At 55.7% G+C, this 25456-nt stretch carries 20 protein-coding genes and 1 pseudogene; 7 read left to right on the top strand and 14 right to left on the bottom strand.

All coding sequences use genetic code 11. The features are described 5' to 3' along the window. Positions 1–334: 334 nt before the first annotated feature. Both AACY07_RS16100 and AACY07_RS16095 read right to left on the bottom strand, forming a co-directional pair. Positions 335–613: pseudogene (locus AACY07_RS16100) on the bottom strand (transposase); the annotation flags it as partial. Between the two features lie 47 nt (positions 614–660). Beyond that, positions 661–1533, bottom strand: a complete 873-nt coding sequence (locus tag AACY07_RS16095) for a DNA-binding protein (RefSeq protein WP_339476037.1) — start codon at positions 1531–1533, stop codon at positions 661–663. 87 nt (positions 1534–1620) lie between these two features. Here AACY07_RS16095 and AACY07_RS16090 point away from each other — a divergent pair, with 87 nt between their 5' ends. Further along, complete coding sequence (locus tag AACY07_RS16090; protein WP_339476034.1) at positions 1621–2751, top strand: site-specific integrase; 1131 nt, start codon at positions 1621–1623, stop codon at positions 2749–2751. 871 nt (positions 2752–3622) lie between these two features. Here AACY07_RS16090 and AACY07_RS16085 read toward each other — a convergent pair. From AACY07_RS16085 to AACY07_RS16060, 6 genes are all read right to left on the bottom strand, one after another. After that, positions 3623–4174 (bottom strand): DNA-binding protein, encoded by a 552-nt coding sequence (locus tag AACY07_RS16085; RefSeq protein ID WP_339476031.1) that lies wholly within the window; start codon positions 4172–4174, stop codon positions 3623–3625. A gap of 19 nt (positions 4175–4193) precedes the next feature. After that, positions 4194–5507: a hypothetical protein gene (locus AACY07_RS16080; protein WP_339476028.1), complete on the bottom strand. Its 1314-nt coding sequence runs from the start codon at positions 5505–5507 to the stop codon at positions 4194–4196. Next, positions 5504–6457, bottom strand: a complete 954-nt coding sequence (locus AACY07_RS16075) for a hypothetical protein (RefSeq protein ID WP_339476025.1) — start codon at positions 6455–6457, stop codon at positions 5504–5506. The genes AACY07_RS16080 and AACY07_RS16075 overlap by 4 nt, the downstream gene beginning before the upstream one ends. Next, the gene (locus AACY07_RS16070; protein WP_339476022.1) at positions 6450–8405 is read right to left on the bottom strand and encodes a helix-turn-helix domain-containing protein; all 1956 of its coding nucleotides are present in this window, start codon (positions 8403–8405) and stop codon (positions 6450–6452) included. Before AACY07_RS16070 ends, AACY07_RS16075 begins: the two co-directional genes overlap by 8 nt. Then, positions 8402–9052, bottom strand: coding sequence for a hypothetical protein (locus tag AACY07_RS16065; protein ID WP_339476020.1), 651 nt, complete (start codon positions 9050–9052; stop codon positions 8402–8404). The genes AACY07_RS16070 and AACY07_RS16065 overlap by 4 nt, the downstream gene beginning before the upstream one ends. Positions 9053–9563: 511 nt before the next feature. Continuing rightward, positions 9564–10511, bottom strand: coding sequence for a LysR family transcriptional regulator (locus tag AACY07_RS16060; protein WP_339476018.1), 948 nt, complete (start codon positions 10509–10511; stop codon positions 9564–9566). Positions 10512–10613: 102 nt separating this feature from the next. Between AACY07_RS16060 and araD1 the strand changes: the two genes are divergently transcribed. The 4 genes from araD1 (at position 10614) to AACY07_RS16040 (ending at position 16318) form a co-directional block, all read left to right on the top strand. Continuing rightward, positions 10614–11612 (top strand): AraD1 family protein, encoded by a 999-nt coding sequence (araD1, locus tag AACY07_RS16055; protein WP_339476016.1) that lies wholly within the window; start codon positions 10614–10616, stop codon positions 11610–11612. A gap of 71 nt (positions 11613–11683) precedes the next feature. Beyond that, positions 11684–13003, top strand: coding sequence for an MFS transporter (locus AACY07_RS16050; protein WP_019822602.1), 1320 nt, complete (start codon positions 11684–11686; stop codon positions 13001–13003). 55 nt (positions 13004–13058) lie between these two features. Further along, on the top strand, positions 13059–14615 hold the full coding sequence (locus tag AACY07_RS16045) for a UxaA family hydrolase (protein WP_339476011.1): 1557 nt from the start codon (positions 13059–13061) through the stop codon (positions 14613–14615). Between the two features lie 116 nt (positions 14616–14731). Then, positions 14732–16318, top strand: coding sequence for an aldehyde dehydrogenase (NADP(+)) (locus AACY07_RS16040; RefSeq protein WP_339476009.1), 1587 nt, complete (start codon positions 14732–14734; stop codon positions 16316–16318). A 237-nt stretch (positions 16319–16555) separates the two neighbouring features. Here the strand turns inward: AACY07_RS16040 and AACY07_RS16035 are convergent, their stop codons facing one another. The 5 genes from AACY07_RS16035 to AACY07_RS16015 are packed head-to-tail and all read right to left on the bottom strand — an operon-like array spanning position 16556 to position 21949. Further along, the gene (locus AACY07_RS16035) at positions 16556–17467 is read right to left on the bottom strand and encodes an SMP-30/gluconolactonase/LRE family protein (protein ID WP_339476007.1); all 912 of its coding nucleotides are present in this window, start codon (positions 17465–17467) and stop codon (positions 16556–16558) included. A gap of 15 nt (positions 17468–17482) precedes the next feature. Then, a complete protein-coding gene (locus tag AACY07_RS16030; protein WP_339476005.1) occupies positions 17483–18445 on the bottom strand; it encodes an ABC transporter permease in 963 nt (320 codons plus the stop codon). Beyond that, on the bottom strand, positions 18442–19428 hold the full coding sequence (locus tag AACY07_RS16025; protein WP_339476002.1) for an ABC transporter permease: 987 nt from the start codon (positions 19426–19428) through the stop codon (positions 18442–18444). Before AACY07_RS16025 ends, AACY07_RS16030 begins: the two co-directional genes overlap by 4 nt. Further along, a complete protein-coding gene (locus tag AACY07_RS16020; RefSeq protein ID WP_339475999.1) occupies positions 19425–20879 on the bottom strand; it encodes a sugar ABC transporter ATP-binding protein in 1455 nt (484 codons plus the stop codon). The genes AACY07_RS16025 and AACY07_RS16020 overlap by 4 nt, the downstream gene beginning before the upstream one ends. Positions 20880–20926: 47 nt before the next feature. After that, positions 20927–21949, bottom strand: coding sequence for an ABC transporter substrate-binding protein (locus AACY07_RS16015; RefSeq protein ID WP_133079486.1), 1023 nt, complete (start codon positions 21947–21949; stop codon positions 20927–20929). 276 nt (positions 21950–22225) lie between these two features. Here AACY07_RS16015 and AACY07_RS16010 point away from each other — a divergent pair, with 276 nt between their 5' ends. Together AACY07_RS16010 and AACY07_RS16005 are read left to right on the top strand one after the other, a co-directional pair. After that, positions 22226–23488 carry a GAF domain-containing sensor histidine kinase gene (locus AACY07_RS16010; RefSeq protein ID WP_339475997.1) on the top strand — a complete coding sequence of 421 codons (1263 nt, stop codon included), beginning with the start codon at positions 22226–22228 and terminating at the stop codon, positions 23486–23488. Continuing rightward, positions 23488–24246, top strand: coding sequence for a response regulator transcription factor (locus tag AACY07_RS16005; protein ID WP_339476274.1), 759 nt, complete (start codon positions 23488–23490; stop codon positions 24244–24246). Before AACY07_RS16010 ends, AACY07_RS16005 begins: the two co-directional genes overlap by 1 nt. Before the next feature lie 77 nt (positions 24247–24323). Here the strand turns inward: AACY07_RS16005 and sfnG are convergent, their stop codons facing one another. Then, a complete protein-coding gene (sfnG, locus tag AACY07_RS16000) occupies positions 24324–25424 on the bottom strand; it encodes a dimethylsulfone monooxygenase SfnG (protein ID WP_339475995.1) in 1101 nt (366 codons plus the stop codon). Between the last annotated feature and the right edge of the window lie 32 nt (positions 25425–25456).

Below are 25456 nucleotides of genomic sequence, written 5' to 3'. Positions count from 1 at the left end.
AAAAACGCTTCGCCAGAATTGAAGTGTGCGCGCCTGCGTTAAATCTTGGCGAATGGCATTCCACTTGACCGCCCGTTTGCATTGCCACTGACCAGCCATTTGCATTCGACTTGACCAGTTGTTTGCATGGGATCTGACCAGCCCACGGGGTGGCCTTGACCGGCAGAAATCGGGCGATTCTGTTGAAAAAATCGGATTTTCAGTTCGACTGAACTCAGGCACGGCTACCACCGGAGAACCTACTCACCACATTGAGTGGTTTCTCGGCCCTTCGTTGACCTTTGTTGCTCTGTTATTGGGTTAGTTTGAGGTTTGTTGCCTAGTGAAGGCGCACCTATCCCGTGGCAGGTGGCCCTTGAGAGGTAAGTTTGGCCAGTCGACGCAGGTTCTGTACCGCAGCCGCCAGCGTGAACTCATCGGTCGCGCCACTCATGCCACGTAGTCGCAAGCGATCCAGTTTCAGGATGCGCTTGAGGTGGGCAAACAACATTTCGACCTTCTTACGTTCGTGGCGAGAGCGCACATACTCCGACGTCGCTGCGATGCGTCGGGCCACTTCACGAGCGGCTTCATGGACGCTGCGGGCGATCTTGCGAATCGAAGTGTTCGGGCAGCCGTGGAAGCTCAGGCGCCGTATGCTGAAGATGTAGCCTAACGTGCTTACTTCGCTGGCGAAGGCACCGGCTTTTTCCTCGCTCGTGTCTTACCTTCGCTGACTGGCAATGAGCGTAGTTGCACTAACTGCTGCTCCAGCGTGTCGCCACGCGCCAGCTGTGCTGCGGCATTTTGCAGTGCCTGACCCAGCGCGTCCTGAGCACCTTCAAGCCTTTGCTGCAAATGCTCAAGTTGGTAGCCTGCTTCCTTCACTTGGGCGGTCATATGCTTGCTCTCTTCCCGGGCACGATCGACTTCACGATGTGCACGATCCTCGACCCCACGCACGTAGATCTCCTGCGCTACACGTTCCTGCTCGGCTTTGCGTCGCAAGTCATTCAGCTCCTGATGCAAGGTCTGGCTGTGCTGTTGCCCGTCACCGCGCTCCCGCAGCAGGCTGTCGCGCTGCTGCTGCAGGTCTAGAATCTGCGTCGCACGCTGTTCCAGAAGCGCCTCTAGGTCCGCCAAACGAGTCTCGCTAACTTGCTGTGCCGCTTGGGCGACCATCGCATGCTGTCGAGCAAGTGCAGCGTCCTGACGAGCCTGGTCCTCTACGACGGCAACTCGCTCACGCTCGGCGGTCACGACCTGACGTTGTTCGGACAGTCCCTGCTCAGCAACGGCCTGTGCCAGATGAATTGCCTGTTGCCACACGGCGACAAAGGCCCGCGAGACCCCCGCCGGCAAAGTCGGCAGGCGAGTCTCGCTGCTCAGCCTTTCGGCCAGACTCGCCCACCATTGATCGAGCAGACCACCAACCCGCGCGGGGCTTCCGCGGCCCAGCTCCAGGCGCACTCGCTCCACCGTCGGCCGTTCGCCACGGGCTAAGACTGCGTCGGCGGCGGCAAATACCTCGTTTTCCGGCACCCCTACTGCCATGACTTAACTCCACGTATATTAGGTCTGATAATTAAATGTTATCCGACTATATAAAATCCAAACATCATTTATAATACGTTGAACGTAATGAATAATACAGAACTGCAACAGGCCCCGTTCGACGCCCCACTGGCCGTCCATGAACTGACCGATAGCACACGCTCCGCCGCCGACGCGTTCATCACGGCAGGCACCGCGGCCAATACCGTGCGCAGCTACCAGAGCGCCCTCGCCTACTGGTCCACCTGGTTGCACCTGCGCTACCGCCGAGCGCTCGGCGATGGCGCCCTGCCGCCGGAGGTCGCGGTGCAGTTCATCGTCGACCACTTGGCCCGCCCGGACGGCGCGGGTGGTTGGAGCCACCTGCTGCCGGCAGACATCGATGGCACGCTGGTCGCCGCTAGGGTCAAGGGCAAACCCGGGCCGCTGGCGTTCAGCACGGTCAGCCACCGCCTCGCCGTCCTGGCCAAGTGGCATCGCTTGAAGCAATGGGAGAATCCGGTCGAGAAGTCGGCGGTGAAAACCCTGTTGCGTGAGGCGCGCAAGGCTCAGGCCCGTCAAGGCGTATCAATCCGCAAGAAAACCGCCGTGGTCCTCGAACCGTTGCAGGCGATGCTCGCCACCTGCACCGACGGCGTGCGCGGCATCCGCGATCGCGCCCTGCTGCTGCTGGCCTGGAGTGGCGGTGGCCGGCGGCGTTCGGAGGTGATTGGCCTGCAGGTCGAAGACCTGCGCCGGCTGGATGCCGAGACCTGGCTCTACACACTGGGGGCGACCAAGACCGACACCGGCGGCGTACGCCGCGAGAAACCGCTGCAGGGACCGGCGGCGCAGGCGCTGAGCGCCTGGCTCGCCGCGGCACCGGCAAGCAGCGGCCCGCTGTTTCGCCGCCTGTACAAGGGTGGCCGGGTCGCCCCTACCGGGCTGTCCGGCGACCAGGTTGCCCGGATCGTCAAACGGCGAGCCTCGATGGCCGGCCTCGACGGTGACTGGGCGGCGCACAGCCTGCGCTCCGGCTTCGTCACCGAGGCCGGACGCCAGGGGGTACCGCTCGGTGAGGTGATGGCGATGACCGAGCACCGCAGCGTCAGCACGGTGATGGGCTATTTCCAAGCGGGATCGCTGCTAGGCAGTCGGGCGAGCCAGTTGATGCCAGGGGGCGACTCGCAGACCGACGAAAATTCGAACGAGACACCGCCCGCTGACTACCAGCCCTAACCGGGGACATCCGGTCCAAATCCAGGCGTGCCCCTCGCACCATCCTCTCCGCCGGTTAGCCATGGTGGCAAATCCCAACGTGTCAGGTGACGTTGAAGCTCGGAGCGATAACTGCAAGCTGACGACAAGTTTTCGAAACATGCCGAGCTTGGCCTAGTCGCCCCGGCACACGCCGCACTGGCCCTCAAGCAATGTCAGGATCAAGGGTCGAGGTAGTTCGGCCTGCGGCTGCGCGCTACTTGAGCGCCGCCCCGCCATAAGAATCAATGGTTGCCTGCACGCCGTTATCTGTGTGGACGATTACGCTCAGACCAAGGAGAGTCGATTCAACAAAACACACATTGGGCATGTGCACGCGAAATCTGCGGCAGGGACATTTAATTTCATACGCACTGGCGTACGAGCTGAGCGTGTGCTCGCGCGCGCTAAGCCTGCCTGACAGAGGCACAGGTCAGTGTCGCCGGGCTTTGGGCGGTCATACCAACGCAGGCACGTCGGCACGAAGTGTCTATCGGGGGGGGGTAGGCGACGCGACTAGTTCAGAGCCAGGCACATTTTGCCAGCTTGGAAAGCGATCAGCACTTCGCCTGTGCCCTGATACGCCACCAAGGCTGTCGCCAAACAGGCTTGTGGATGAGTTACTGAATTGTCAGGTACACCGTACTCGTACCGCTGGTGATGAGCTAGTGTGCTGTCTCTGAAATAAGTTTCTAACCTGAGCTATGCTTCTATGGTCAGTCAGTGCTTGGAGTGATCACATGAACTCGCAGGACATCGTGCCTCAGAGGCATGAAATGCATGTTGCACAAAGGTATTTTCGCCCCCTCTGTGGATTTGAACTGAAATCCAACGAACCCGATCTACGACAGCGTTATTCATCGCTCTCACGGTCAGCAGTCACCCCCTCACGGCGGAAGTAATCTAACGCCTCGCGTATTTGCTTGTTTTCTGTAAGCAAGCGCGTACGCTCCATCTCTAGCCACTCGACTTTACGCGCATAAATTTTCACCCGATCTCTCGCTGCTGCGAGAACACGGTTTGCTTCGGATATCAGGCCGTCATAGTCTTCTTGTAGCCTCCTGAAGCGCTCTGTCAGTGCAAAAAGCTCATCATCAACAACGTGATCAACACGTGGGGCCGTGTGGAACGCCGATGGCTGAGCGCCACTGATAGATTTGAACATTGCGTCTGTAATTTTTTTCTGTCGGCTCACCTTCAATGCCACTTCAACTGCCTCATCGGAAACTTCAAAAGCCCCCTCCCTGACGCCCGGAACTTTCAAGTAATTGGATATGGTAGTGTAGCTACCACTGGTGATTTCCCGCACACTCCTAACAGTAACTGATTCGCCGCCAGCCAGGAGTTTCCTTGCTGCCAATGCCACTTGCTCAAGAGTAGCTCGATGCACAATCTGCCCCTCCATCCATATAATGTACCTATGATCACAAATTCAGCACTATGCTTTTTCCACCCGCGTCGCCGGTCAGCGACATTGTCCAGCCATAGTTATCGCTCCGACCAAAGCACACGCCGGATTTTCCAGCATGCAATTTCCTACAATAGAACGCCTTGCTCAGTGGAATGCCCCCTAATACCGTCACCCCCTCCCCTTCGCGTCTTCCTGGTAGGGATAAATCATAAAGCAAGCCCTCCCAAGGGAGCAGTCGAACTCTCACTGAATAACCTAAATTTAGATAGATGCTTAGATTATACAGCAACTTCAAAAAATAGATTCCAATGAGCGCTGCAGGGAATCCATACTTAGTAGGCTGAACGTGCTCTAGAACCAATAGGTATTCAAAGCCCATTTGCTGAGGGCCCCCAACGGGAATGCTTGACTGACTCAAGCATGCGAAACGAATTCTCAAGAGGAAATAGACGACAGATTTAATGCACAAGGTATGTGACAATTTTTTTCCATCCCAATATCCTGAAAATTGTTCAACCATGCCTTCGCAGTGCGGGCACTGTGCACGAAAATGTTTTCTTTCTAAATGTTGGCATGCCTCGATCCAGTCCAATGCGGTGTGGAATTTCTCCGTCGTCACCCAGCGGACTATTCTGGCCTTGCGCGTTGCTATAGTTTCGTCGCACTTGGTAAGCGGCAGTGGCCACCCTAGGGCCCTTATAAACGTCGCATCGATAGGATTGACATCATAATTTCCCATCTTGTCAATGCTCAGAAACAAAGCACTCCCGGACGTGACGTGCCGAACAATATTAGAATACCATCTATCTAGCACGCTAAACGCATGATACATTTTTAATTTTAATTGAATATCCTTCCGATAATGGATTTGATCGGAAACGTCGGCCATTTGAAATCCGCACGAAACACAGGGCAAACTCTCGATGTCGATAGTTTTGAAATTTTGACATCTCTCGCACGCCTCAATGAGTTGCTCGCGATGAACGATGCAGCTATTGACCTGGGGTAAGCAAAAGAAAACAGCATGATACCCTAGCTTTAGACACGACCCACAAAACTTGAATTTTAAGCCATGAGAAAAATTGGACAGCATAAACAGGCGAGGAAAACACCGCACTGCATGAGTCGCCAAGGCTTGCGTAATAAAATCCTGTTCAACAGCCTCCGGGTGGTAATACTCCGTGATCTTATTGCGCCCGCTTCTAGTGCCAATCAGCTTAACAATCACGCTTGGCTGCACCTTATGAAAAGAAGCCGTGTTTAAAATTATCCCCACGAGTGACTCGTAGGGATAAATTCCTCCTTTGTAGAAGCCGATGGAGGTCATGGCATTTTACTGCCATTTAAGAGGCAGAATTCCAGGAGATTGGAGCGCTCTACCATATCCTCACACAGCACATTGGTTATTGTCAGTTCGGGCTCATCATGGCTGGCGATATACCTGAGTAAATACCTGATTGTCAGAAACACATGCTCGAGAGGCACGTTATTTTTATAGGCACCTACCGCCGCAGTTTCCAGCGCCTTCCACAGTGGTGAGACATAGCTTGCCAATCGAAACCCTGCTTCAAATGCACGAGGTGCAAAGTTTTTGGTATATGACTCCCGAGAACCAGCAGGATACTCGGACTTTTCATCGTAAGTTTGAAGAATGATGGCAAGATCGCGCGCACTTCCGCAGCCTTTGAATTCCACAAGCTTGCTCATGAAGCGCGCAATAAGTTGCTGATTATCTCCATTCGTCATGAAGCGCTTTCTCTGCTCAAATACAAGGGGCATGGCAAATGATAAGATTGTCATTGTGATTCCTTTCCTATCCAGCCGATTGAATAAATCGAACAGAACATTGAGGTCATATTCTCGAAGACGTTGAAACTCGTCCAAGAGGAGCACCCAGTGGTTACAGTTTTTTTCGTGGCAGCGCGTGATTACCATGTCAGCAACCTTGCCCAGTTTGACAACAGCTATGGTTTTTTCGGGGTAAAGTAATTTTTCCTCCTTCGCCAATTGGTCCAAAATATTGTTCGTAAAGGAGCCTTCCTTCTTGACTACCTCAATTTGCGTCACATACGCGCGGGGCATGAACCCTTTGGCCTTTGTGTGAATACTTTTAATGCAACATGTTTTGCCTACCCGCGACAACCCATAGAAGATAATGCCTGTCTGCCTCATAAAAATTGCTTCCAATGCAATATTCGAGGCCTCCGACACTGCTTTGGTTGCTACGGTAAAATCTTTCCGGAAGACTGGGTGCGCGTCTATTTGATCTTTATTCATCGACAACTCCACCAGACTCGATATTAAAGAAGTCATCGATTTTGGAGCGACCGCTGTTATTTTTGATGTCTTCCACTTCAATCACGGTCTCCGCCTCTATTGGTGCAGGCGGACTTGGCCAGTGAGATGGGGTCTTAGGTCCAATCACATCTGTTTTCAACTGCTGAACTTTCAGAAGGCTCCGTTTGGAAGGGCTCTGCATAAGGTAGTCGACGTAGGACAGGACAATGTCATCCGGACGAGTCAACTCAAACGCTTTATCACCATAGGCTCTGTTTATTTGCTGTCGAGTCGTGATGCTATGTTGGGTCTTTCCCCAATACCCTAATACCTTGAGTTCTCCCAAAATCTCACCCGTATCCAGTACGGCCTCTACGACACGATAATCCCTTGGATTGACTTTCACTACAACTCGACGACCGATCAAGCTTAGATTTTTTGAAAGTACCCCATTGGTATACTGTGCTTTGTCCAAAGTTATATGAGGAGCCCTTCCGCCCTCGGCGCTGCCTCTTATTACACAGTGCCGGACGTCATACCCAAGAGTCACTCTACTTCTTTTTGATTCAGGTAACGTTGGGCATATTACTTGCCGTTTCGAGTTTTCAAAATGCATCCGGACAACGTCTATCGGACTCATTGAGAAATTAGCCCCTTGCTTAGGTGTGCAGTTGTAATTTGCCAGCCAAACGTCCAAAAGTATTTCAGCCTCGTCCACATAAATTTCGTATTTCTCAGCATTGGCCTCTGGAGTATCTGCTCTGCCTCTCCCGGGGCCACTGCCAGTCGTGGATTGCACGCGGTGCATTATTTTTGTTGCAATCTGCTTGAATGTATTTTCCACCGCCGATCTACGTTCAGGTCTTTTTAGCTGACCATAGTTAATCGAGCAGCCTACATTTCTTCTGAACTTATGCTTGATTTTGTTGGCATGATGCGCCATGGCATTATCTAGCATAAGCGTCCCCCAAATGACTCCTTGACTTTGAGGTACCGCGTATCCCAGCATTCCACCGCCTTCTGTGTATGATAATCCGGGAATCGTAATGTTGTCGTACGGCTTCCAGTCACCGATTACCGCGTCAAGCAGAACTGCCTCTACATCCATCGACGTTACTTCGCTGCTGAACACATATCGGGCCGAAAGAAAGCTCCCGGACGTCGCCTCGACAGCAGCTAAAATCCAAAATCGGTCAAGGACTCGGTATGTATAAATACCGGGGAGTGGCTCCATCCGTAGGATGCAGAACTTGTCTACCTTATAGGCATCAAGTTGTACAACATCAAACGGCATATCTGCCGATATAAGACCGGTGGTGCCCGACCCCAGCCGGGCATGGGTCACGCCATGGCTACCCAGGGTCAGGGATGCCACAGAGAAATCATCGCTGAGAATTCCGTTTATGTATTTTTCAATGGAGCGCTGCCCCAGCCCTCTTTGATTAAACGGCCAATCGTCATCAGAAGCACCCGCACTTTTCAATGCATCTCTAAATTTGGCTGAGGCAAATTTTATGTCAAATGCTTGACCTTTGAAGTCACGATGGAAGCCCTGAACGTACTCCTTAATATCTTTTGCGGCTTGCGGAAATTTTTTTAATGTTATATCGAGCATTCCGCTGGCACCACCTTTCTGCTGGGATCGCATTTTTTTCAAAGGGGCGCGTCGTTCGTAATCTTTAGTCCGCGCATTGGGAAGTAATGATCGATCGCCCCAACACACGCCAGCTTCGTCTAATTCTAGAAAGCGTTTGATTAAACGAGTCTGCTCGGCATTGGATATACCACATGCTTTATATATCTCATCGCAGGTTTTGCCGCGGTGTGCCATTTTTACAGCCTTAACTCGCCGCTCATATACCGTACGTACCTCATCCTCCAATACGTCTGCATTAATTGTGAACAGCGGCGAAATGTCGATAAGTCTTAGTTTTCGCCTTGCGCTCATGAGGCCTCCCAGCAGGCAGCACGATCAAAGAAACCAGGTAGGATTTCCAAATTAATAATGCCTTCAGAACAAAGCCTTGCAATTAAAAAGCATATGAGGGCTTGATCCTCGTAATCTAGAAATCGAAACAGATCACCAAGGCATCCACTCTTATTCCTGTAAATGAAAGCTTTTAGGTTATGGTAAGTGTCATAATCGACTTCAACCGTCTGCCAAGATGAAAGGCACGCACAGGCTTTCAGCAGTGGGATAATCTTCACTTTATGGGGGGCTATATCTTCCGCATGAAACAGACGCAGCCGGACCCCGACGCCACTTGCATATTTATCGAGTTCCTTCAATACCTCAGGACTGTATTGCTGCGAGGAGCACAACAGATGCCATTCCAGATCGCCACTTCGCGTCATAATTTCAGCTGTGAGCGGGATCTTTCGCGGTTTTGGGCAAGACACTATTCTAGGAAGTGGGTGCAGTTCGTATCGGGCGACGGACGAATTGAATTCGAGATTTACCAACCAATATCCTAATTCAATGTCGCTGTGTAATTCAACATCAATCTTTGCCTTGTAACTAAACGAAGCCCATATATTGCCAAAGTGCTTTCCGCGATTTGTAAAATTGTGCGTTTTGGATTTTGCTTTTGGCATAAACCCATCCTCCTTAGCGCAAGGCGTCATAAGAAAAGATGGGTCTATTTTTATCTCTTGTCAGCGCCGCAGCGCCAGGTGGAATAGCCCACGAATAGCTTAGAGCTATATTCCAGGCTCGTTATAACTAATGGCAATAAAAATAGAAAGTTAAATAGCCAGGTCAGAGTGGCTCAATGTCGACCACATCTCCGGCTTGAAGAGCCTCGATTTGGAGAGGAGGCCAAAGATGAGAAATGATCAAAAAAACAAAAGAAAACATTGGGGTTAGAAGCGTACTGTTACTTTTTATTTTTAGTTCGGTGTGCTTTCCACTAACCCCCGATGAGATTCTCATAAAACTCCATACGCGTTCAGGAATCCAAATCAAGGCAGCTTGTCACTTCCTGTGACCTTGGCCACACCTGCTTCACATTGCTGATTGATTTTCGTCTTAACCCTCAAGATCCCAGATCAGTGCAGTCGTACGCTTCTAACACGCCCGAGGTTCAGCCCCATTAGCGAAACCGCGCTATGGCACCGATGATGCTGAACTGGAGTTTGCGCCGGTTAGCTCATCGATCAACAAAACCATAGGTGCCGTGTACTCCACATCCGCCCGGGTGACTATTTCATAGGGCTCGCTAGTCGAATGGATGGTCAACGCCAACTTGACCAACATACCGTGATCCAGAGCCATCTGAGCTACATCGTTAGGCATAACGGCAACCAAGTCAGGGTCTTTCAGCAACAATGACAAAGTAGTAAATGTCGAAGAGGTTTCGATTGCATAGAGCGGAAAACTTAATCCCAATTGGCGAAATTCACGCTCTAACGTCAAACGCATGGGCATATTGACCGGGAATACTACCCAGCGACTGTCCATCAGGTCAGCGAGCTGCAGCGATGCTGCGCTTGCCAGTCGATGCCCCGGGTTAGCAACGACTACCAGTGGTTCTTGTGCGCGGAAGCGAGTTTGATAAGCGGTCGGGCGTGTGCTTACGCTGATTCGACAGATCGCTACATCCAGCCTCCCCTGGTCCAACAAGCTCAACAACCGCGAGCTGGTGTCCTCAACTATGGCAATCGACAGCTCCGGCTGTTTATTGCGCAGGCGCGCCAGGCTATCAACCAGCGCCGGTACGGCGCCCATGATCGTACCTACCGTCAGGCGCCCTCCGTGTCCCTTCAGAATTCCAACCATTTCTTCACGAAGATGCTCGAGGTCGGTGTGTATCAAGCGGGCATAACGAATCACACAGCGGCCAAGGTCGTTGGCTTCCAGGCCCTTGCTCGTGCGCTCGAAGAGACTTGAGCCGAAGATTGTTTCGATTTCCTGCAATGCCTTGGTTGCGCCCGGTTGGGACAACGCCATTATCTCGGAGGCCTTGCGCACTGAGCCATGCTCGTCGAGGGCAATCAATAAGCGCAGTTGCTTGAGCCGCAGGCGAGAAACGATGGATGAGAAGGACGGAAGCATGGGTATACCTGAAAGTTATCGCTTGGGTCGTAACTCTCATTAGGCAGCAACAGCATGGAAATTTAAAGTGGCCCCAACGATAACAACAAGCCGAGGCCCACCATGCGTTTAATCCAATTTGAAGACTCTACAGGCCAGCGACGTGTCGGCGTCGTTGAGGGCGACTCGATTCAACAGGTCAATGGCACATCCAGTACACGCGCCCTCGCCCTCGCGGCCATTGCCAATGGACGCAGCTTGCTGCAAGAAGTTAAGGCCGTGGGCACCGCACTCGGCTCCGAGAGTTATACCGTGCTTCTGGAGTCTGGCCGAGTGCTTGCGCCACTCGACCATGAAGACCCGGCCCACTGCCTCATCAGCGGCACTGGCTTGACCCACCTGGGCAGCGCTTCGACTCGCGACAAGATGCACCAGAAAAAAGCCGACGATCAGGCCACGCTGACCGACACCGCCCGGATGTTCCAGTGGGGTATCGACGGCGGCCGCCCAGCCGCGGGTAAGGTGGGAGCTCAGCCTGAATGGTTCTACAAAGGCGACGGCTCGATTGTGGTACGTCCAAACCAGGCTTTCCAGTCCCCGGACTTTGCGGAAGATGCCGGTGAAGAACCAGAGCTGACTGGCCTCTACGTAATTGGCGAAGACGCCAAGCCCTACCGCGTGGGCTTCGCCCTGGGTAACGAATTCTCTGACCATGTCATGGAACGTCGCAATTACCTGTACCTGGCACACTCCAAGCTGCGTAACTGCTCCTATGGGCCAGAGCTTCGGGTCGGTGCCCTGCCCCGGCACCTGGCCGGCACTAGCCGGATTTGGCGCGACGGCCAGGTACTCTGGGAAAAAGAGTTCCTCAGTGGTGAAGACAATATGTGTCACAGCCTGGAGAACCTTGAATACCACCACTTCAAGTACACCCAGTTCTTGCGCCCTGGCGATGTGCATGTGCACTTCTTCGGCACTGCCACCCTTTCGGTCGCAGACAATATCAAGACTCAACCAGGCGATCGTTTCGAAGTCAGCATGAGCGAGTTCGGCGCACCGCTGTGCAATACCATCGAGCTCGCCGCCGCAGCGTTCAGCATCGGAGAAATTAAATCGCTGTGAGGGATCAGGCCCTTTTAACCGGGCCGTTAGGAAAGGATGCATTTCATAATAAACATAAGAGTGAGATGAACATGACCACTGGCAATGTACAGGTCGTCACTGCTACTGCATCGACTGGCGCCGAAAATGCCCGTCCAACCACTGTTCGCTGGAGGATTTTCCTTCTTCTGCTGCTGCTATCGGCCATCAATTACATCGACCGGGCTTCACTGTCAGTTGCACTGCCACTGATTTCTGCTGATTTCAATATGACGCCGGCACTGGAAGGTTTGATGCTGAGTGCGTTCTTCTGGTCTTACGCGCTGATGCAGATCCCAGGCGGCATGCTGCTCGACCGTTTTCAGACACGCAACATCGTTGGCATTGCCACCGTTGGCTGGGGGCTCTTTCAGGCCTTGGCCGGCGGCGCGCATAACTGGATCACTTTGCTCATTACACGGATCGGCCTGGGTGTTGCCGAGTCGCCGATCATGCCGGCCGGAGCCAAGCTCAACGGTGCCTGGCTTACGCCCAATGAACGCGGTCGCGGCGCAACGCTCGTGGATGGCGGCGCCCCTCTGGGTACTGCACTGGGGGCAATCCTCATCGCAGGGTTGATCACCTGGTTTGACTCCTGGCGCATCGCGTTCGTAATCGCGGGCGTTGGCACCATGGTCGTAGGCATCTGGGCTTGGTGGTACATCAGAAACCATCCAAGCGAACATCCTAAAGTGAATGCTGCAGAACTGGCTTACATCACAGATGCCAACGAAGCCGCCAGAAAAGCCACTGGTGGCCGTAAGGCGATCCTTAAGGAACTGCTTAAGAGCCGTTCGGTACTGGCAATGTTCGCGGGCTACGCTTGCTACAACAGCGTGTTCTACGGCCTGCTGACCTGGATGCCGAGCTACTTGCACAAAGCCCACAACCTGGACATTAAGGCCATGGGAGGCGCCACCTTCCTGATCTTTATGTGCGGGTTCATTGGTGAGTTGTTTGGTGGCTGGCTGTCCGATAAATGGAAGGCTGCAGGCGGCCAACCCAATACCGTCATGCGTAGCATGTTCGCAGGTTCCGCAGCGATAGCCGCCATTTGTATTCTCGCCGTGGCTTACAGCGGTGATGCAGTGGTTGTCATCTCGCTGCTGTGTGTAGCCCTGTTTTTCATTCGCTGGTGCGGCATGTACTGGTGTTTGCCAGCCATCCTCGGTGGCCAGTCCAAAGCCGGTGTGTTGGGCGGGAGCATGAACTTCTGCGGCAATATGGTCGGGGTGATCGTGCCGATCCTGATCGGTCTGATCGTGCAATACACCGGTTCATACTTCCTGGCACTGATCTTTTTTGTCGTCATGGCGTCAGGGCTCATGCTGTTCTCCAGCCTGATTGATTATCGCGAGCGTGGACTGGCTTGACCTGTCCTGTCCTGTGGGAATCCATTGCGCTACCTGAAAAACCGAGGGACCTGTCATGCAACTCATAACTACAACAGGCAGTGAAACCGCTGCCAACGCCGTGATCAGACTCAACGTACTGGACGATGTATTGATCGCGCGGCAACCGCTGATCAAAGGCCTGGAACTGAAAGCCGAAGGCATCCAGGTGCTTGAGCCCGTACCCTCCGGCCATAAGGTCGCTGCGCGTCATATCGACGTTGGCCAACCGGTTCGACGCTACGGCCAGATTATCGGTTTCGCGAGCCAACCCATCGAGGCGGGCCAACACGTGCACGTCCACAACGTGGCGATGGGCGATTTCTCTCGTGACTATGCGTTCGGCATCGATGCCAAAGGCAGCCCCGCGCCCACGGTGGAAACGTTCATGGGCATCGTGCGTTCCGATGGTCGAGTGGCGACGCGCAACTACATCGGCATTCTGACGTCAGTCAATTGCTCCGCCACAGTGGCGCGGGCGATTGCCGACTATTTTCGCCGCGACATTCACCCTGAGGCATTGATTGAATACCCCAATGTCGACGGCGTCGTTGCACTCACCCACGGTGTGGGCTGCGCCGTCGACCCTGGCGGCGAAGCACTGGCAATGCTGCGCAGGACTCTGGGTGGTTATGCCGTTCACCCGAACTTTGCCTCGGTACTCTTGATCGGGCTGGGTTGCGAGACCAACCAGATTCCAGAGCTGCTGGCGGCCCAGGGTCTGACAAGCAGCGACTCGCTTCGCACTTTCACTATTCAGGGCACGGGCGGCACGTCCAAAACCATCGCCAGTGGCATCGCGCAAGTCAAGTCACTGCTGGCAGAAGCCAATAAAGTCAAACGCGAACCCGTCAGTGCCAAGCATCTGATCATCGGCCTGCAATGTGGTGGCTCGGACGGTTACTCGGGCATCACTGCCAACCCTGCATTGGGTAATGCAGTCGATCGCCTGATAGCGGCCGGCGGCACAGCAATTCTGTCTGAAACGCCGGAGGTATACGGCGCCGAGCACTTGCTGACCCGCCGCGCCGTCAGCCAGGCAGTCGGTGAAAAGCTCATTGCACGTATTCATTGGTGGGAAGCCTATTGCAAGCGGATGGATGCCGAACTGAACAACAACCCTTCAGCGGGCAACAAAGCGGGAGGCTTGACAACTATTCTGGAGAAATCCCTGGGTGCTGTCGCCAAGGCAGGCTCCACCGATCTTGTGGATGTCTACGAATACGCTCAAACAGTCCGGGCACACGGCCTGGTATTCATGGACACCCCCGGCTACGACCCGATCTCTGCAACCGGCCAAGTCGCTGGCGGGGCCAATCTGATTGCCTTCACTACGGGGCGCGGGTCTGCTTATGGGTGTGCGCCCTCGCCGTCCATCAAGCTCGCCACTAACAGCCGTCTTTGGGAAACCCAGGAAGAAGACATGGACGTCAACTGCGGCGGGATTGCCGACGGCACCATGACCATTGAGGAGCGCGGCGAATACATCTTTCGCATGATGCTGCGCATCGCCTCGGGTGACAAAAGCAAAAGCGAACAGCATGGTTACGGCCAGAACGAGTTCGTGCCCTGGCAGATCGGTGCGATCACTTAAGGCCTTTCATTCACTTCGACACTGCGGCTCCCGTCGTCCAGCACGATGCGCAGCCGCTTCATTCATTGGGTGTCGAACCTAGAAGTGTGTTTAATCATCCAATCAGGAAGCCTGACATGACTCAGACTCTCGGTCAGAACTACATCGGTGGTCAGCGACTCGGTGCGGGTAGTGTGTATCTGCAAAGTTTCGATGCAACAACAGGCGAAGCACTACCAGGCCATTTCATCCAGGCCACACAAGATGAAGTCGACGCGGCAGCCAAAGCGGCCAGCGACGCCTACCCGATTTACCGCAATTTACCTGCATCCCGCCGGGCGGAGTTTCTGGATGCTATCGCCGAAGAACTGGATGTCTTGGGTGACGACTTCGTCAGCACCGTCTGCCGTGAGACCGCCTTGCCTGCCGGGCGTATCCAGGGCGAGCGTGGCCGCACAAGCGGGCAAATGCGCCTGTTCGCCAAGGTGCTGCGTCGCGGTGACTTTTACGGAGCCCGCATTGATCGTGCCCTGCCGGATCGTAAACCCCTGCCCCGCCCCGATTTACGCCAGTTCCGGATGGCCGTGGGCCCGGTCGCCGTGTTCGGCGCGAGCAATTTCCCGCTGGCTTTTTCTACGGCCGGTGGCGACACCGCCTCTGCCTTGGCCGCTGGCTGCCCGGTAGTGTTCAAGGCCCACAGTGGCCACATGGCTACCGCCGAATGGGTCGCGGACGCGATCATGCGTGCAGCGAAGCGCACCGGCATGCCCAGCGGTGTGTTCAACATGATCTATGGCGCGGGCGTCGGTGAGTGGTTGGTAAAGCACCCATCAATTCAAGCCGTGGGGTTCACCGGCTCTCTCAAAGGTGGCAACGCCTTGTGCCAGATGGCTGCACAGCGTCCCCAGCCGATTCCGGTATTCGCCGAGATGTCGAGCATCAACCCGGTGATCATTCTTCCCCAGGCGCTCAAGGTGCGTGGCGAAACCATCGCCAACGAGCTCGCGGGCTCGGTGACCTTGGGTTGCGGGCAGTTTTGCACCAGTCCAGGGCTAATCATCGGGGTGCAGTCAGCTGATTTTACGGCGTTTTTACAACGCTTCACTGCGCACATGAACGATCAAGCGGCGCAGACCATGCTCAACGTCGCAGCCTTGGCCAGCTACAGAGAGGGTCTACAACATCTGCACGCTCATCCGGGAGTGGAACATCTGGCGGGAAGTGCGCAACAGGGCAAGCAGGCTCAACCGCAATTGTTCAAAGCCGACGTAAGCTTGCTGCTCAACGGTGACTCACTGCTCCAAGAAGAAGTATTCGGGCCGGCCACGATCGTTATTGAAGTCGCCGACCAGGCGCAACTGGTTACAGCGCTCAATGGTCTGCGCGGGCAGTTGACGGCCACCGTTCTGGGTGAAGCGGAAGAGCTGCTCGAATACAGCTGGCTGACCGAGCTGTTGCAAGAGAAGGTCGGGCGGATCCTTTTGAACGGATACCCGACAGGTGTGGAAGTCACTGACGCCATGGTTCATGGCGGGCCTTACCCGGCTACCTCTGATGCGCGCGGTACATCGGTGGGAACATTGGCGATTGATCGCTTCCTGCGCCCGGTTTGCTTCCAGAACTACCCGGACGCCCTTTTGCCCGAAGCCCTGAAAGACGGCAATCCACTGGGCATCCAGCGTTTGGTCGATGGAAAACATACGGCCGACGCGCTGGATGATTAAATAAAGCGATGCTGTTCACTTAAGCGATTTCTGCCTCTGTGGGAGCGGGCTTGCTCGCGATGGTCGTTAACGGTGACGCGTATTGACTAGGTCAATGCGGTGCTCTGAAGATCATCGCGAGCAAGCCCGCTCCCACACTTGAGCAGCGTAGCTCTCAAGTGAGCAAAACCGCCCCCTCCGGGCGGTTTTTTCATACCGATGCAACTCAGTTTGTGCCGTGTTGGGGAGCGATCACCTTCACGGCCTCTGTGCGCCCGCCACCGCCACATGGATCATGTAGAGCGACGTATTCGCGGTGATAAACAAGCGGTTGCGACGTGGACCGCCGAACGTGAGGTTGGCGACTTTCTCCGGCAGCAGGATCTTGCCCAGTAATGTGCCGTCAGGAGCAAAGCATTGAATCCCGTCACCCGCGCTCGTCCACACGTTCCCTTGTACATCGACGCGCAAGCCGTCGGGGATCCCGGGTTCGATCTCGGCGAACACCCGCGAACGACCCAAACGACAGTGGTCTATCACCTCCAGCGCTCGAATGTGATGTGGGGCTGCGAGGTCATGTGTGCGCGCCGAGTCGGCAATGTACAGAGTCTTGCCATCGGCCGAAAATGCCAGGCCATTGGGCTGAACGAAATCATCCGCTACGCATTGGATTTCACCCGTCACCGGATCGACCCGATAGACATTCTGGCTTTGCTGCTCCGGCTCGGCCTGGAAGCCTTCGTAATCAGTGAGGATTCCGTAGGTCGGGTCAGTAAACCAGATGGCGCCGTCACGGTGAACCACCACGTCGTTCGGTGAGTTCAGGCGTTTGCCCTGGTAACGATCCGCGATCACCGTGATCGACCCGTCCGGCTCAGTGCGGGTTACGCGGCGTGGGCCGTGTTCACAGGTGACCAGCCGGCCCTGAAGATCTCGGGTATTCCCGTTAGCAAAGTTGGAGTCTTGACGAAACACCGACACGCCCTGCTCTGGCGTCCAGCGCAAAATACGCTGGTTGGGAATGTCACTCCACAACAGGTAACCACCGTCGTTAAACCAGACCGGCCCCTCGGCCCAGCGGCATTGGTTATAGAGCTGCTCGAGTTGAGTGTTGGGCAGTGTCAATGCGCGGAAGCGTTCATCGATGTATTCATAGTGAGGTTCAAACATGGAAATACCCTCTATTCAGGCAGTGCGTGCCGACTTGCGGCCACTGACGGCGGTGATGACCGCAATGATGATCAGGCCGGTAAGGATCAAGCGCACCCCGGCACTGGCGCCAAAGGTGTTGAGCATGCTTACCAGCAGATAAAGAAACAGCGCCGCTCCCCAGATGCCGGGCACGTTGGAAAATCCACCCGCCACTGAGGTCCCGCCGATCACCACGACTGCAATCGAGGCCAGCAGGTACTCCTCGCCCATGCTCAACGAAGCCCCTCCGGAAAAACCGGCCAGCAGAAGGCCGCAGAGGCTGGCAAAGACCGCACTGAGTACGTAGGTCGCGAAGCGGATCAGGTTGACATGCCCACCGGCAAGCTCCGCAGCACGGGCGTTCTGGCCAATGGCGATCGTCCATCGGCCGTAGATGCTGCGTGTCAGCACGTAGCCCATGACGACTGCCAGCAGCACGACGCTGATTGCCAGGTACGGCACGCCCAAGATGTTGCCGGTGCAGAACTGGTAGAACATTTCCGGTGGCTGGATCCGAATGCTTCGACCGTAGGCAATCGCCATTGACTGCAACAGGAAACTGGCTGACAGCGTGGCAATGATCGGCGGTATGCGAAGCACCCGGATCAAGGCGTAGTTGGCACAACCGATCAACATACCGGCCCCCAGTACACCTAGAACGCCCAACCAGATCAGACCTGGCTGGCCGTCCATCAACTTCATGCCAATGGCCCCGCTGAGTGCGATATTGGCCGGAATCGACAAATCTATGTTGCCCGGGCCCGTGGTAATCACAAACATCTGGCCGATGCCGACTATCACGAAGAACGCCGAGAAGCTTAGTGAGCCTGACAACAGCGAACCTGCACCCTGGCCCCCGGTGAACGCAATGGTCGCGATCCAAATCAGCAAGGCGGCGAGGAACGACCATACCCAGGGCTTGCCCATGACAGTGGTGAGTAACGGAACACGCTTCATAGTGGGCGAGCCTCAAGACGGTTGACGGACGTACGCAAGGCGAGGACGAGAATCAGAATCGCGCCCTGGGCACCCATCTGCCAGTCTGGCGAAATGCGCATGAAGGACAGCAGCGAGCCTGCCAGCACCAGTGTCAGGGCTCCCAGCACTGCGCCGGTGGGCGAGACGCGGCCGCCGACAAACTCACCGCCCCCGAGGATCACGCCCGCGATGGACAACAAGGTGTAACGCAGCGCGATGCTTGCGTCAGCAGAGGTGGTCAGGCCGACTAAAAACAGGCCGGCGAAGACCCCGAATGTACCGGCCAGCGCATACATGGTTATCTTGATGCGCAGCAGCGACCACCCTGCCTTCGCAATGGCCAGCGGATTTCCCCCCGCCCCCCGCAACACAACACCCAGCGTCGAACGCATCAAAAACACATGTACGGCAATCGCTAGCACCACACAGACAATGATCGCGAATGGCAGCAACGGTGTCTTGATACGAACCAGGCTCTGCAGCCATTCAGGCGCACTGCCTCCCGGCGCAGGCAACAACAGCACAGCAGCGCCCATCCACACGAACGACATGCCCAGAGTTACAACGATGGAAGGCAAGTTACGTATATGAATCAGCGCGCCCAGCAACGCGTACACCGCAATGCATCCGAGCAACGCCAGGCAGCCAAGTACGGGGTGCTGGTCCAGCAACGTTGCCGCCACGCAGGCGACGAAGCTGATAAAACTGCCCAGCGACAGGTCAAGATCGTTGACGGTGATGATCAGCATCTGGGCGACGGTCGCCAAGGCGATCGGCACCGCCAGGTTAAGCATCAGGTTCATGCCCATGTAACTCATGGCCCTGGGCTGCATGATGAAAATGGTGATCAGCAGCACCACGAGTGAAACCCCGGGCAACGCACTGCGCAGCAGGCGTGCATAGTTCAATCCGGGCGATTTGACCGCAGCGCCTTTCAGCGGTAGCGAGGTAGATGCATTCATGCCGTTTGCTCCACAAAGGAGCAGCGAAGAATCTGCTCCTCGCTTAGTTGGCTGCGTGGCAGGTCAAGGACTGCCTGGCCATCACGAAACACATAGATGTGGTCACAGTAATCGAGCTCTTCCAGCTCTGTGGTGTACCAGATGAAGGTGCGCCCTTTGGCCGCCTCCTGAGCGATGATCGAGTACACCTCACGCTTGGTGCCGACATCAACGCCACGCATGGGATCATCCATCAGGATCAGATCGCTGCGCGATGCCAATGCGCGGGCGAACAGTGCTTTTTGTTGATTACCGCCCGACAGTGAAAGGATGGGGTTTCCCATATCCGGGGTGCGGATTCCCATGCGTTTTTGCCATTCTTCAGCCATGGCATGCTCTGCGTCCGGATCGATCAGGGCGCCGCGCTTCAGGTGGGCCAACGAACTGATCGTGATGTTCTCGGCGATAGACCACATCGCAAACACACCGTCATTTTGTCGATCCCCGGCCACGAGCGCGGCGCCCTGCCCCCTGGCAATACGGTGACGCAGTATTTGAATGAGTAACTGGCTTTGGCCATGTCCTGCCAACCCGGTGAGACCGACGATTTCGCCAGGATGCGCATTGACTGTCATTGCATTGGCTTGACGGGCCGGACGTTGAGCCACCACGGGAGAACCATGGGCCCGTCGCGAGACAAAAACGTGCTGTTCGCAAGCCGCCTTTGCGGCGCTCCCCATGCACTCCACCAGGGACGCGTGGGTAAAATTCGTCGCGGGGCGAATCTCTACCACTCGCCCGTCACGCATTACGGTAATGCGGTCACAGGTGTCCAGCATCTCCCCAAGAATGTGGCTAATGAGCACGATGCTGCCGCCAGCGCCGACAAAGCGCCGGACAAACTGCAGGAGTTGTTCGGCAACCCGCGAATCCAGAGAGGACGTGGGCTCATCGAGGATCACCAAGTCCAGGCGTTCATCGACACGCACGAATGCACGGGCAATTTCGACCATCTGGCGTTTGCCGATCGGCAACTCGGCCACGATGTCGTCGCCACGAATATCATGGCCCGGAAAAATCTGATCAAGACTGGCTTCGATCAGCGCCCTGGCTTTACGTCGCCAGCCCCAGCCACGAATAGCCGGTGACATCAGCCGGGTATTTTCGGCGACGCTGAGGTTTGGGCATAACGACAGTTCCTGAAACACACAGCGGATCCCGTGCTGGCGTGCCACCTGCACGCCATAGCTGGAGCGTACTTCCTGATCGCCGACCAGCAGCGCACCGCAGTCGGCAGAAAGAGTGCCGGCCAAGACCTGCATCAGGGTGGATTTACCCGCGCCGTTATGGCCGATCAACCCCAGACACTCTCCGGCCTGAACACTCAGGTTGACGTCACACAGGGCACGAACAGCGCCAAACGATTTGCCGATACCTTGGAAGGTTACCAGCGCTCGTTGAAAGTCAGACATGACATTCTCCTCGGCATTGCCGCGCACTCAGGCGCGGCACACGCGGGTCAATGAGCGGATGGGCTTGTCAGCGTGGCGACGTCCTCGACGCTGTAGACCTGACTGACAATCCCGCCCTTCTCAAGGCCCTTGAGTGCAGGCTCCAGTGAGTCCTGAGTCACGCTGACTGCTGGCGACAGCAAGTCATGGGGCATTTTCTTGCCATCCAGCAATTGCTGGGCTACCCAGAACGCCAGGCTGGAGATGCTCGGAGCGCTGGAAATCGAAAAGCTTTGGTAGCCGTTGGCGTCTTTCTGTTTCTTCCACCACGACAGCTCTTCCTCGCGATTACCGAAGATAATCGTCGGCGTCGGCCGTCCAGCGGACATGAACGCCTGGGCCGCGCCGTAACCGTCATCCCCTTGAGTCACCAGGGCATCTATAGGGGGCAGGCTAGGTAAAATGCCCGCCACCGCTTTCTGCGCGGCAGTCTGTGACCAGTTGCCGTTTACCGAACCAACGATTTTCAGGTTGGGATACTTTTGCGCACCCGCAACGATCCCGGAATGGATCTGCTCATCCACCGAGACGCCTGCCAGCCCGCGAATCTCCAAAATGTTTGCGCCATTTGGGAAGCGTTTGGCCAGATAATCCATCTGGTCAAGACCGCTTTGTTTAAAGTCCATGGAGATGCGATAGGCACAGGGTTCGGTGACGATGCCATCGAAGGACACGACGATAATGCCCGCATCGCAGGCCTGCTTGACGGCGCCATTTAGAGCGGTCGGCGACGCTGCGTTGATGACGATGGCGCTGTAACCCTGAAGGATGAGGTTCTGGATTTGTGCCGCCTGCTCGGTGGCCTGATTTTCACCGGTTGTGAAGGCGTCTGCCGAAGCGATAACGCCTTTTTTCACAGCGTCGTCGGTGGTCTGTTTCCAGCTGCCAAGCATATTCTGACGCCAGGAATTACCCGCGTAGTTATTGGACAAGGCGATGGTCTTGTCGGCCGTATCGGCCTGCACTTGCATGAAGGGAGAAAGCAACAGCGCGCTTGATAGAAACAGGCATCGCAACGGACGAATTTTCATGGATTGACCTTTGTTATTATTTTTGGGGTTCGGGCGGTCCAATGGATGGATGCTCACCGTTTTACGCAAGTTCGATTTCAGTCTGCGCCGTCTCACAGCCAGCGTCTGCGCACATCAATGCAGATATGCGGCGCGACACCGCACCAAATATGCGGGATCACGCAGTCTGCCTGCGAGCATTCGCAGTTTTTCAATCAGGTCACCTGATCGCCCGCGCAGAGGGATGCCCGCATTCGGTGATAGCGGGTATGGTAGGGCTACAAAAAGAAAAGGTGCATGACCGTGAAACGACCCAGCATCCATGCCGAGGATGTCCTCCATCACTTTCTCGGCATCTCCAGGGCCCTCGCGGGTCAGTTGGACTTCCAGTCGATGATCGACGCAATTTCCGAGGAAATTCGCATCATCCTGCCCCATGATCACCTGGACATCAGCTTGCTGTTGCTGGATGGAGAAAACCATCTGCATGCTTATGAAACGGGGTTACACACCGCATGGAGCAACTTTGCCAATCACCCGCTGCCGATCGTGGAAAGTCCGATCCGTGCCCTGCTGTTGGGAGAGGAACCTTACATCCTCAGTCAAGACGCTACGACTGACCCCCGCTATCAGTTTGCCGGCGCGTTCAACACGCCCATTTTCGATGCGGGACTGCGCAGCAGACTTCACGTGCCGTTGCGTGCGCGAGGTGAAATTATCGGTGCATTGAGCTGTTCCAAACATGCAGCCGATTACTACACCCTGGAAGACGTGCACCATACCCAGCATGTCGCCGATCTGCTGGCGTCCTACCTCTACGCACTCCGCCAGACCGATCAAGCAAAAAGACTGGCGATCGCCGAAACCCAGATTCGCGCCCGAGAAGAGGGCTTGCGCCTGGGTGCCCTGCGCTTGACCGAGGAGCTGGAAAACGAACGGCAGCGCATTGGCATGGATTTACACGACCAGACGCTGGCCGACATGACGCGCCTGCACCGCCGGATCGCACGCCTGATGACCGTGGATACGTTGTCGGGGAATGACCTGAAACCCGTCAGTGACGCGTTGCACGAGAGCATGCAGGAGCTGCGCCTTATCATTGATGCGGTCAAACCCACAGTGCTCCAGCTTTTCGGCCTGGAAGAAGGCGTAGAGGATTTGTTGTTGCGCAGTGTGCGCAACAGTGGCCTGAGCATTGCCACTCGCCTGCGTGACACCACAGACGGGTTAGCAAACAAGCTTGCAGAGCCGCAGAAAATTGCCCTGTTCCGCATCATCCAGGAAGCGGTTAACAACGCTATCAAACACGCATATCCGGATTCCATCGACATCGAGATCAGCCGGGTCGCAAACCGCCTGCAGTTTTCCATCGTCGATGATGGCCTGGGACTTGACCGGGATAATCTGCTGAACTGCGGCGGTATACAGAACATGAAAATCCGCGCTCGCTTGCTCGACGCCCAACTGCAGATCGAGACCGGTCCGCAAGGCAAGGGAACACACGTCTGTATAAGTCTGCCCCTGCCCGTCCCTCACCTTGAACCGGAGCAAAACGCTTGATGGATGTCTTGTTGATTGAAGATGACCCCGTTCATCGCGCATTTCTCAAGGAAGTTATAGAACTGGCGCTTCCTGAGTGCACCCGGTTGCTGGAGGCCGAGGACGGGCTGGCAGGAGAGCGACTGGCCCATGAGTATGGGATCACGGCGGTGGTGATGGATTTGCAGATGCCCAGACGCACCGGGGTCGAGGCTGCCAAGACGATCTGGCGAGACCGGCCCGATACATCGATTCTGTTCTGGTCTAATTATGCTGATGAAGCCTATGTGCGAGGCATCTCGCGAATCGTTCCAGAGGGCGCTGCTTACGGCTACGTGCTCAAGACCGCCTCGGAGGAGCGCTTGCGCCTGGCGCTGCGCAGTCTTTTCATTGAGCAACAATGCGTCATAGATCGCGAGATACGCGGCGTGCAGCAGAAGTCCCAAGACCAGGTGCTTGGCCTGACGGACACCGAGTATGAAGTGCTGCAAGACATCGCACTGGGACTTACAGACCGTGCCATAGCCAGCCGACGCTGCCTTTCATTGCGCAGCGTACAAAATAGATTGCAGCAGTTGTACGAAAAGCTCGGTGTCTATCAGCCAACCGATGGCCATCTGGGTAGCTATACCTACAATCTCAGGGCTCGTGCGGTCAGCATCGCATTGATGCGAAAGTTGCTTAACCGCAATGCCATGGAGCAAGCCGAAACGGAATTGCAGCAATGGCTCCGCGACCCCCGACACGTCCACCAAATGCCTGCCCGCCAATCGTCTTGAGGGGTATTCCAGCTGGGTCCTGAGGCCGGATTGCACATCGGATCAGGGGCTCAGCCGCGAGACGCCCATCCCGTCTTTTAAGCGAGTGCCGCAGCCTTGGCCGTGACCGCCTCGCGCTCCAGCTCACGCACCAACGGCAACACCTTTCTGCCGAAGTACTCCACTTCTTCATGAAAGTGCAGGAAGCCACTGAGGATCAGGTCCACGCCCACGGCCTTGAGGGCTACGATGCGTTCAGCAATCTGCTGCGCAGTACCGATCAGGTTGGTCTTGAAGCCGTCGTTGTACTGCACCAGGTCTTCGAAAGTGGACTTGGCCCAGTTCCCTTCGCCTTCAGGACTGGAGGCACCGGCGTTCTTCACCTCGCTGCCGAAACCGTTGACGGCCTCTGGATTGGCCTTCGCGATGATCTCCTCCAGTACCGCTTGAGCCTCAGCTTCTGTTTCTCTGGCGATGACAAAAGCGTTCACCCCCACTTTCACCGAATGGCCATTGAGCGCAGCCTTGGCCCGAATGTCGTCGATCTGGGCCTTGATGCCTTCGACGCTGTTGCCGTTGGTGAAGTACCAATCGGAAACCCGCGAAGCCATCTCCCGCGCAGCGCGTGAGCTGCCACCCTGGAAGATTTCCGGGTGCGGTTGCTGCAGTGGCTTGGGTTTGAGCGTGAAGTCATGGAAACGGTAGAAGTCGCCATGAAAACTGAAGTTGTCCTGGGTCCAGATGCCCTTGAGCGCCTGGATGAATTCTTCCGAGCGACGATAGCGCTCATCGTGGTCCAGCCACGGCTCGCCAATGGCCCGAAACTCGCCCTTGAACCAGCCCGACACGATATTGACCGCAACCCGACCGTTGGTGAACTGGTCGATGGTGGCCAGCTGTTTGGCAGCCAGTACCGGACTCCAGGGCCCAGGCAGGATGGCAGCGATCACTTTGAGCTTCTCGGTGGCGGCCAACAATGCGTGGCTGATGGTCACCGACTCATGCTGGTTTTCGGCGCCATAACCGGCGGTAAAGCGGATCTGTGACAAGGCGTACTCGAAACCGGCCTTTTCGGCAATTTGCGCCAGCTTGCGGTTGTAATCGATGTCCCAGCTGGTGCGTTGTTCGATCTTGCTGATCACAAGTCCCCCGCTGACGTTGGGAACCCAGTAGGCAAACTTGATGTTGTCCTGGCTCATTGCGCGTCCTCGTGATTGCAGAGGCCGCCGCG

The sequence above is a fragment of the Pseudomonas sp. RL_5y_Pfl2_69 genome, assembly GCF_963970465.1.
Classification (GTDB): domain Bacteria; phylum Pseudomonadota; class Gammaproteobacteria; order Pseudomonadales; family Pseudomonadaceae; genus Aquipseudomonas.
This window is presented reverse-complemented; position numbering and strand designations above follow the sequence as displayed.

Bases quoted from the DNA above. Each gene is read 5' to 3' on its own strand.
- AACY07_RS16035 (WP_339476007.1), bottom strand. From the start codon at position 17,467: ATGTTTGAACCTCACTATGAATACATCGATGAACGCTTCCGCGCATTG.
- AACY07_RS16075 (WP_339476025.1), bottom strand. From the start codon at position 6,457: ATGAATAAAGATCAAATAGACGCGCACCCAGTCTTCCGGAAAGATTTT.
- AACY07_RS16095 (WP_339476037.1), bottom strand. From the start codon at position 1,533: ATGGCAGTAGGGGTGCCGGAAAACGAGGTATTTGCCGCCGCCGACGCA.
- AACY07_RS16050 (WP_019822602.1), top strand. From the start codon at position 11,684: ATGACCACTGGCAATGTACAGGTCGTCACTGCTACTGCATCGACTGGC.
- AACY07_RS16080 (WP_339476028.1), bottom strand. From the start codon at position 5,507: ATGACCTCCATCGGCTTCTACAAAGGAGGAATTTATCCCTACGAGTCA.
- AACY07_RS16070 (WP_339476022.1), bottom strand. From the start codon at position 8,405: ATGAGCGCAAGGCGAAAACTAAGACTTATCGACATTTCGCCGCTGTTC.
- AACY07_RS16090 (WP_339476034.1), top strand. From the start codon at position 1,621: ATGAATAATACAGAACTGCAACAGGCCCCGTTCGACGCCCCACTGGCC.
- AACY07_RS16060 (WP_339476018.1), bottom strand. From the start codon at position 10,511: ATGCTTCCGTCCTTCTCATCCATCGTTTCTCGCCTGCGGCTCAAGCAA.
- araD1 (WP_339476016.1), top strand. From the start codon at position 10,614: ATGCGTTTAATCCAATTTGAAGACTCTACAGGCCAGCGACGTGTCGGC.
- AACY07_RS16045 (WP_339476011.1), top strand. From the start codon at position 13,059: ATGCAACTCATAACTACAACAGGCAGTGAAACCGCTGCCAACGCCGTG.
- AACY07_RS16010 (WP_339475997.1), top strand. From the start codon at position 22,226: ATGACCGTGAAACGACCCAGCATCCATGCCGAGGATGTCCTCCATCAC.
- AACY07_RS16015 (WP_133079486.1), bottom strand. From the start codon at position 21,949: ATGAAAATTCGTCCGTTGCGATGCCTGTTTCTATCAAGCGCGCTGTTG.
- sfnG (WP_339475995.1), bottom strand. From the start codon at position 25,424: ATGAGCCAGGACAACATCAAGTTTGCCTACTGGGTTCCCAACGTCAGC.
- AACY07_RS16005 (WP_339476274.1), top strand. From the start codon at position 23,488: ATGGATGTCTTGTTGATTGAAGATGACCCCGTTCATCGCGCATTTCTC.
- AACY07_RS16040 (WP_339476009.1), top strand. From the start codon at position 14,732: ATGACTCAGACTCTCGGTCAGAACTACATCGGTGGTCAGCGACTCGGT.
- AACY07_RS16065 (WP_339476020.1), bottom strand. From the start codon at position 9,052: ATGCCAAAAGCAAAATCCAAAACGCACAATTTTACAAATCGCGGAAAG.
- AACY07_RS16020 (WP_339475999.1), bottom strand. From the start codon at position 20,879: ATGTCTGACTTTCAACGAGCGCTGGTAACCTTCCAAGGTATCGGCAAA.
- AACY07_RS16085 (WP_339476031.1), bottom strand. From the start codon at position 4,174: ATGGAGGGGCAGATTGTGCATCGAGCTACTCTTGAGCAAGTGGCATTG.
- AACY07_RS16025 (WP_339476002.1), bottom strand. From the start codon at position 19,428: ATGAATGCATCTACCTCGCTACCGCTGAAAGGCGCTGCGGTCAAATCG.
- AACY07_RS16030 (WP_339476005.1), bottom strand. From the start codon at position 18,445: ATGAAGCGTGTTCCGTTACTCACCACTGTCATGGGCAAGCCCTGGGTA.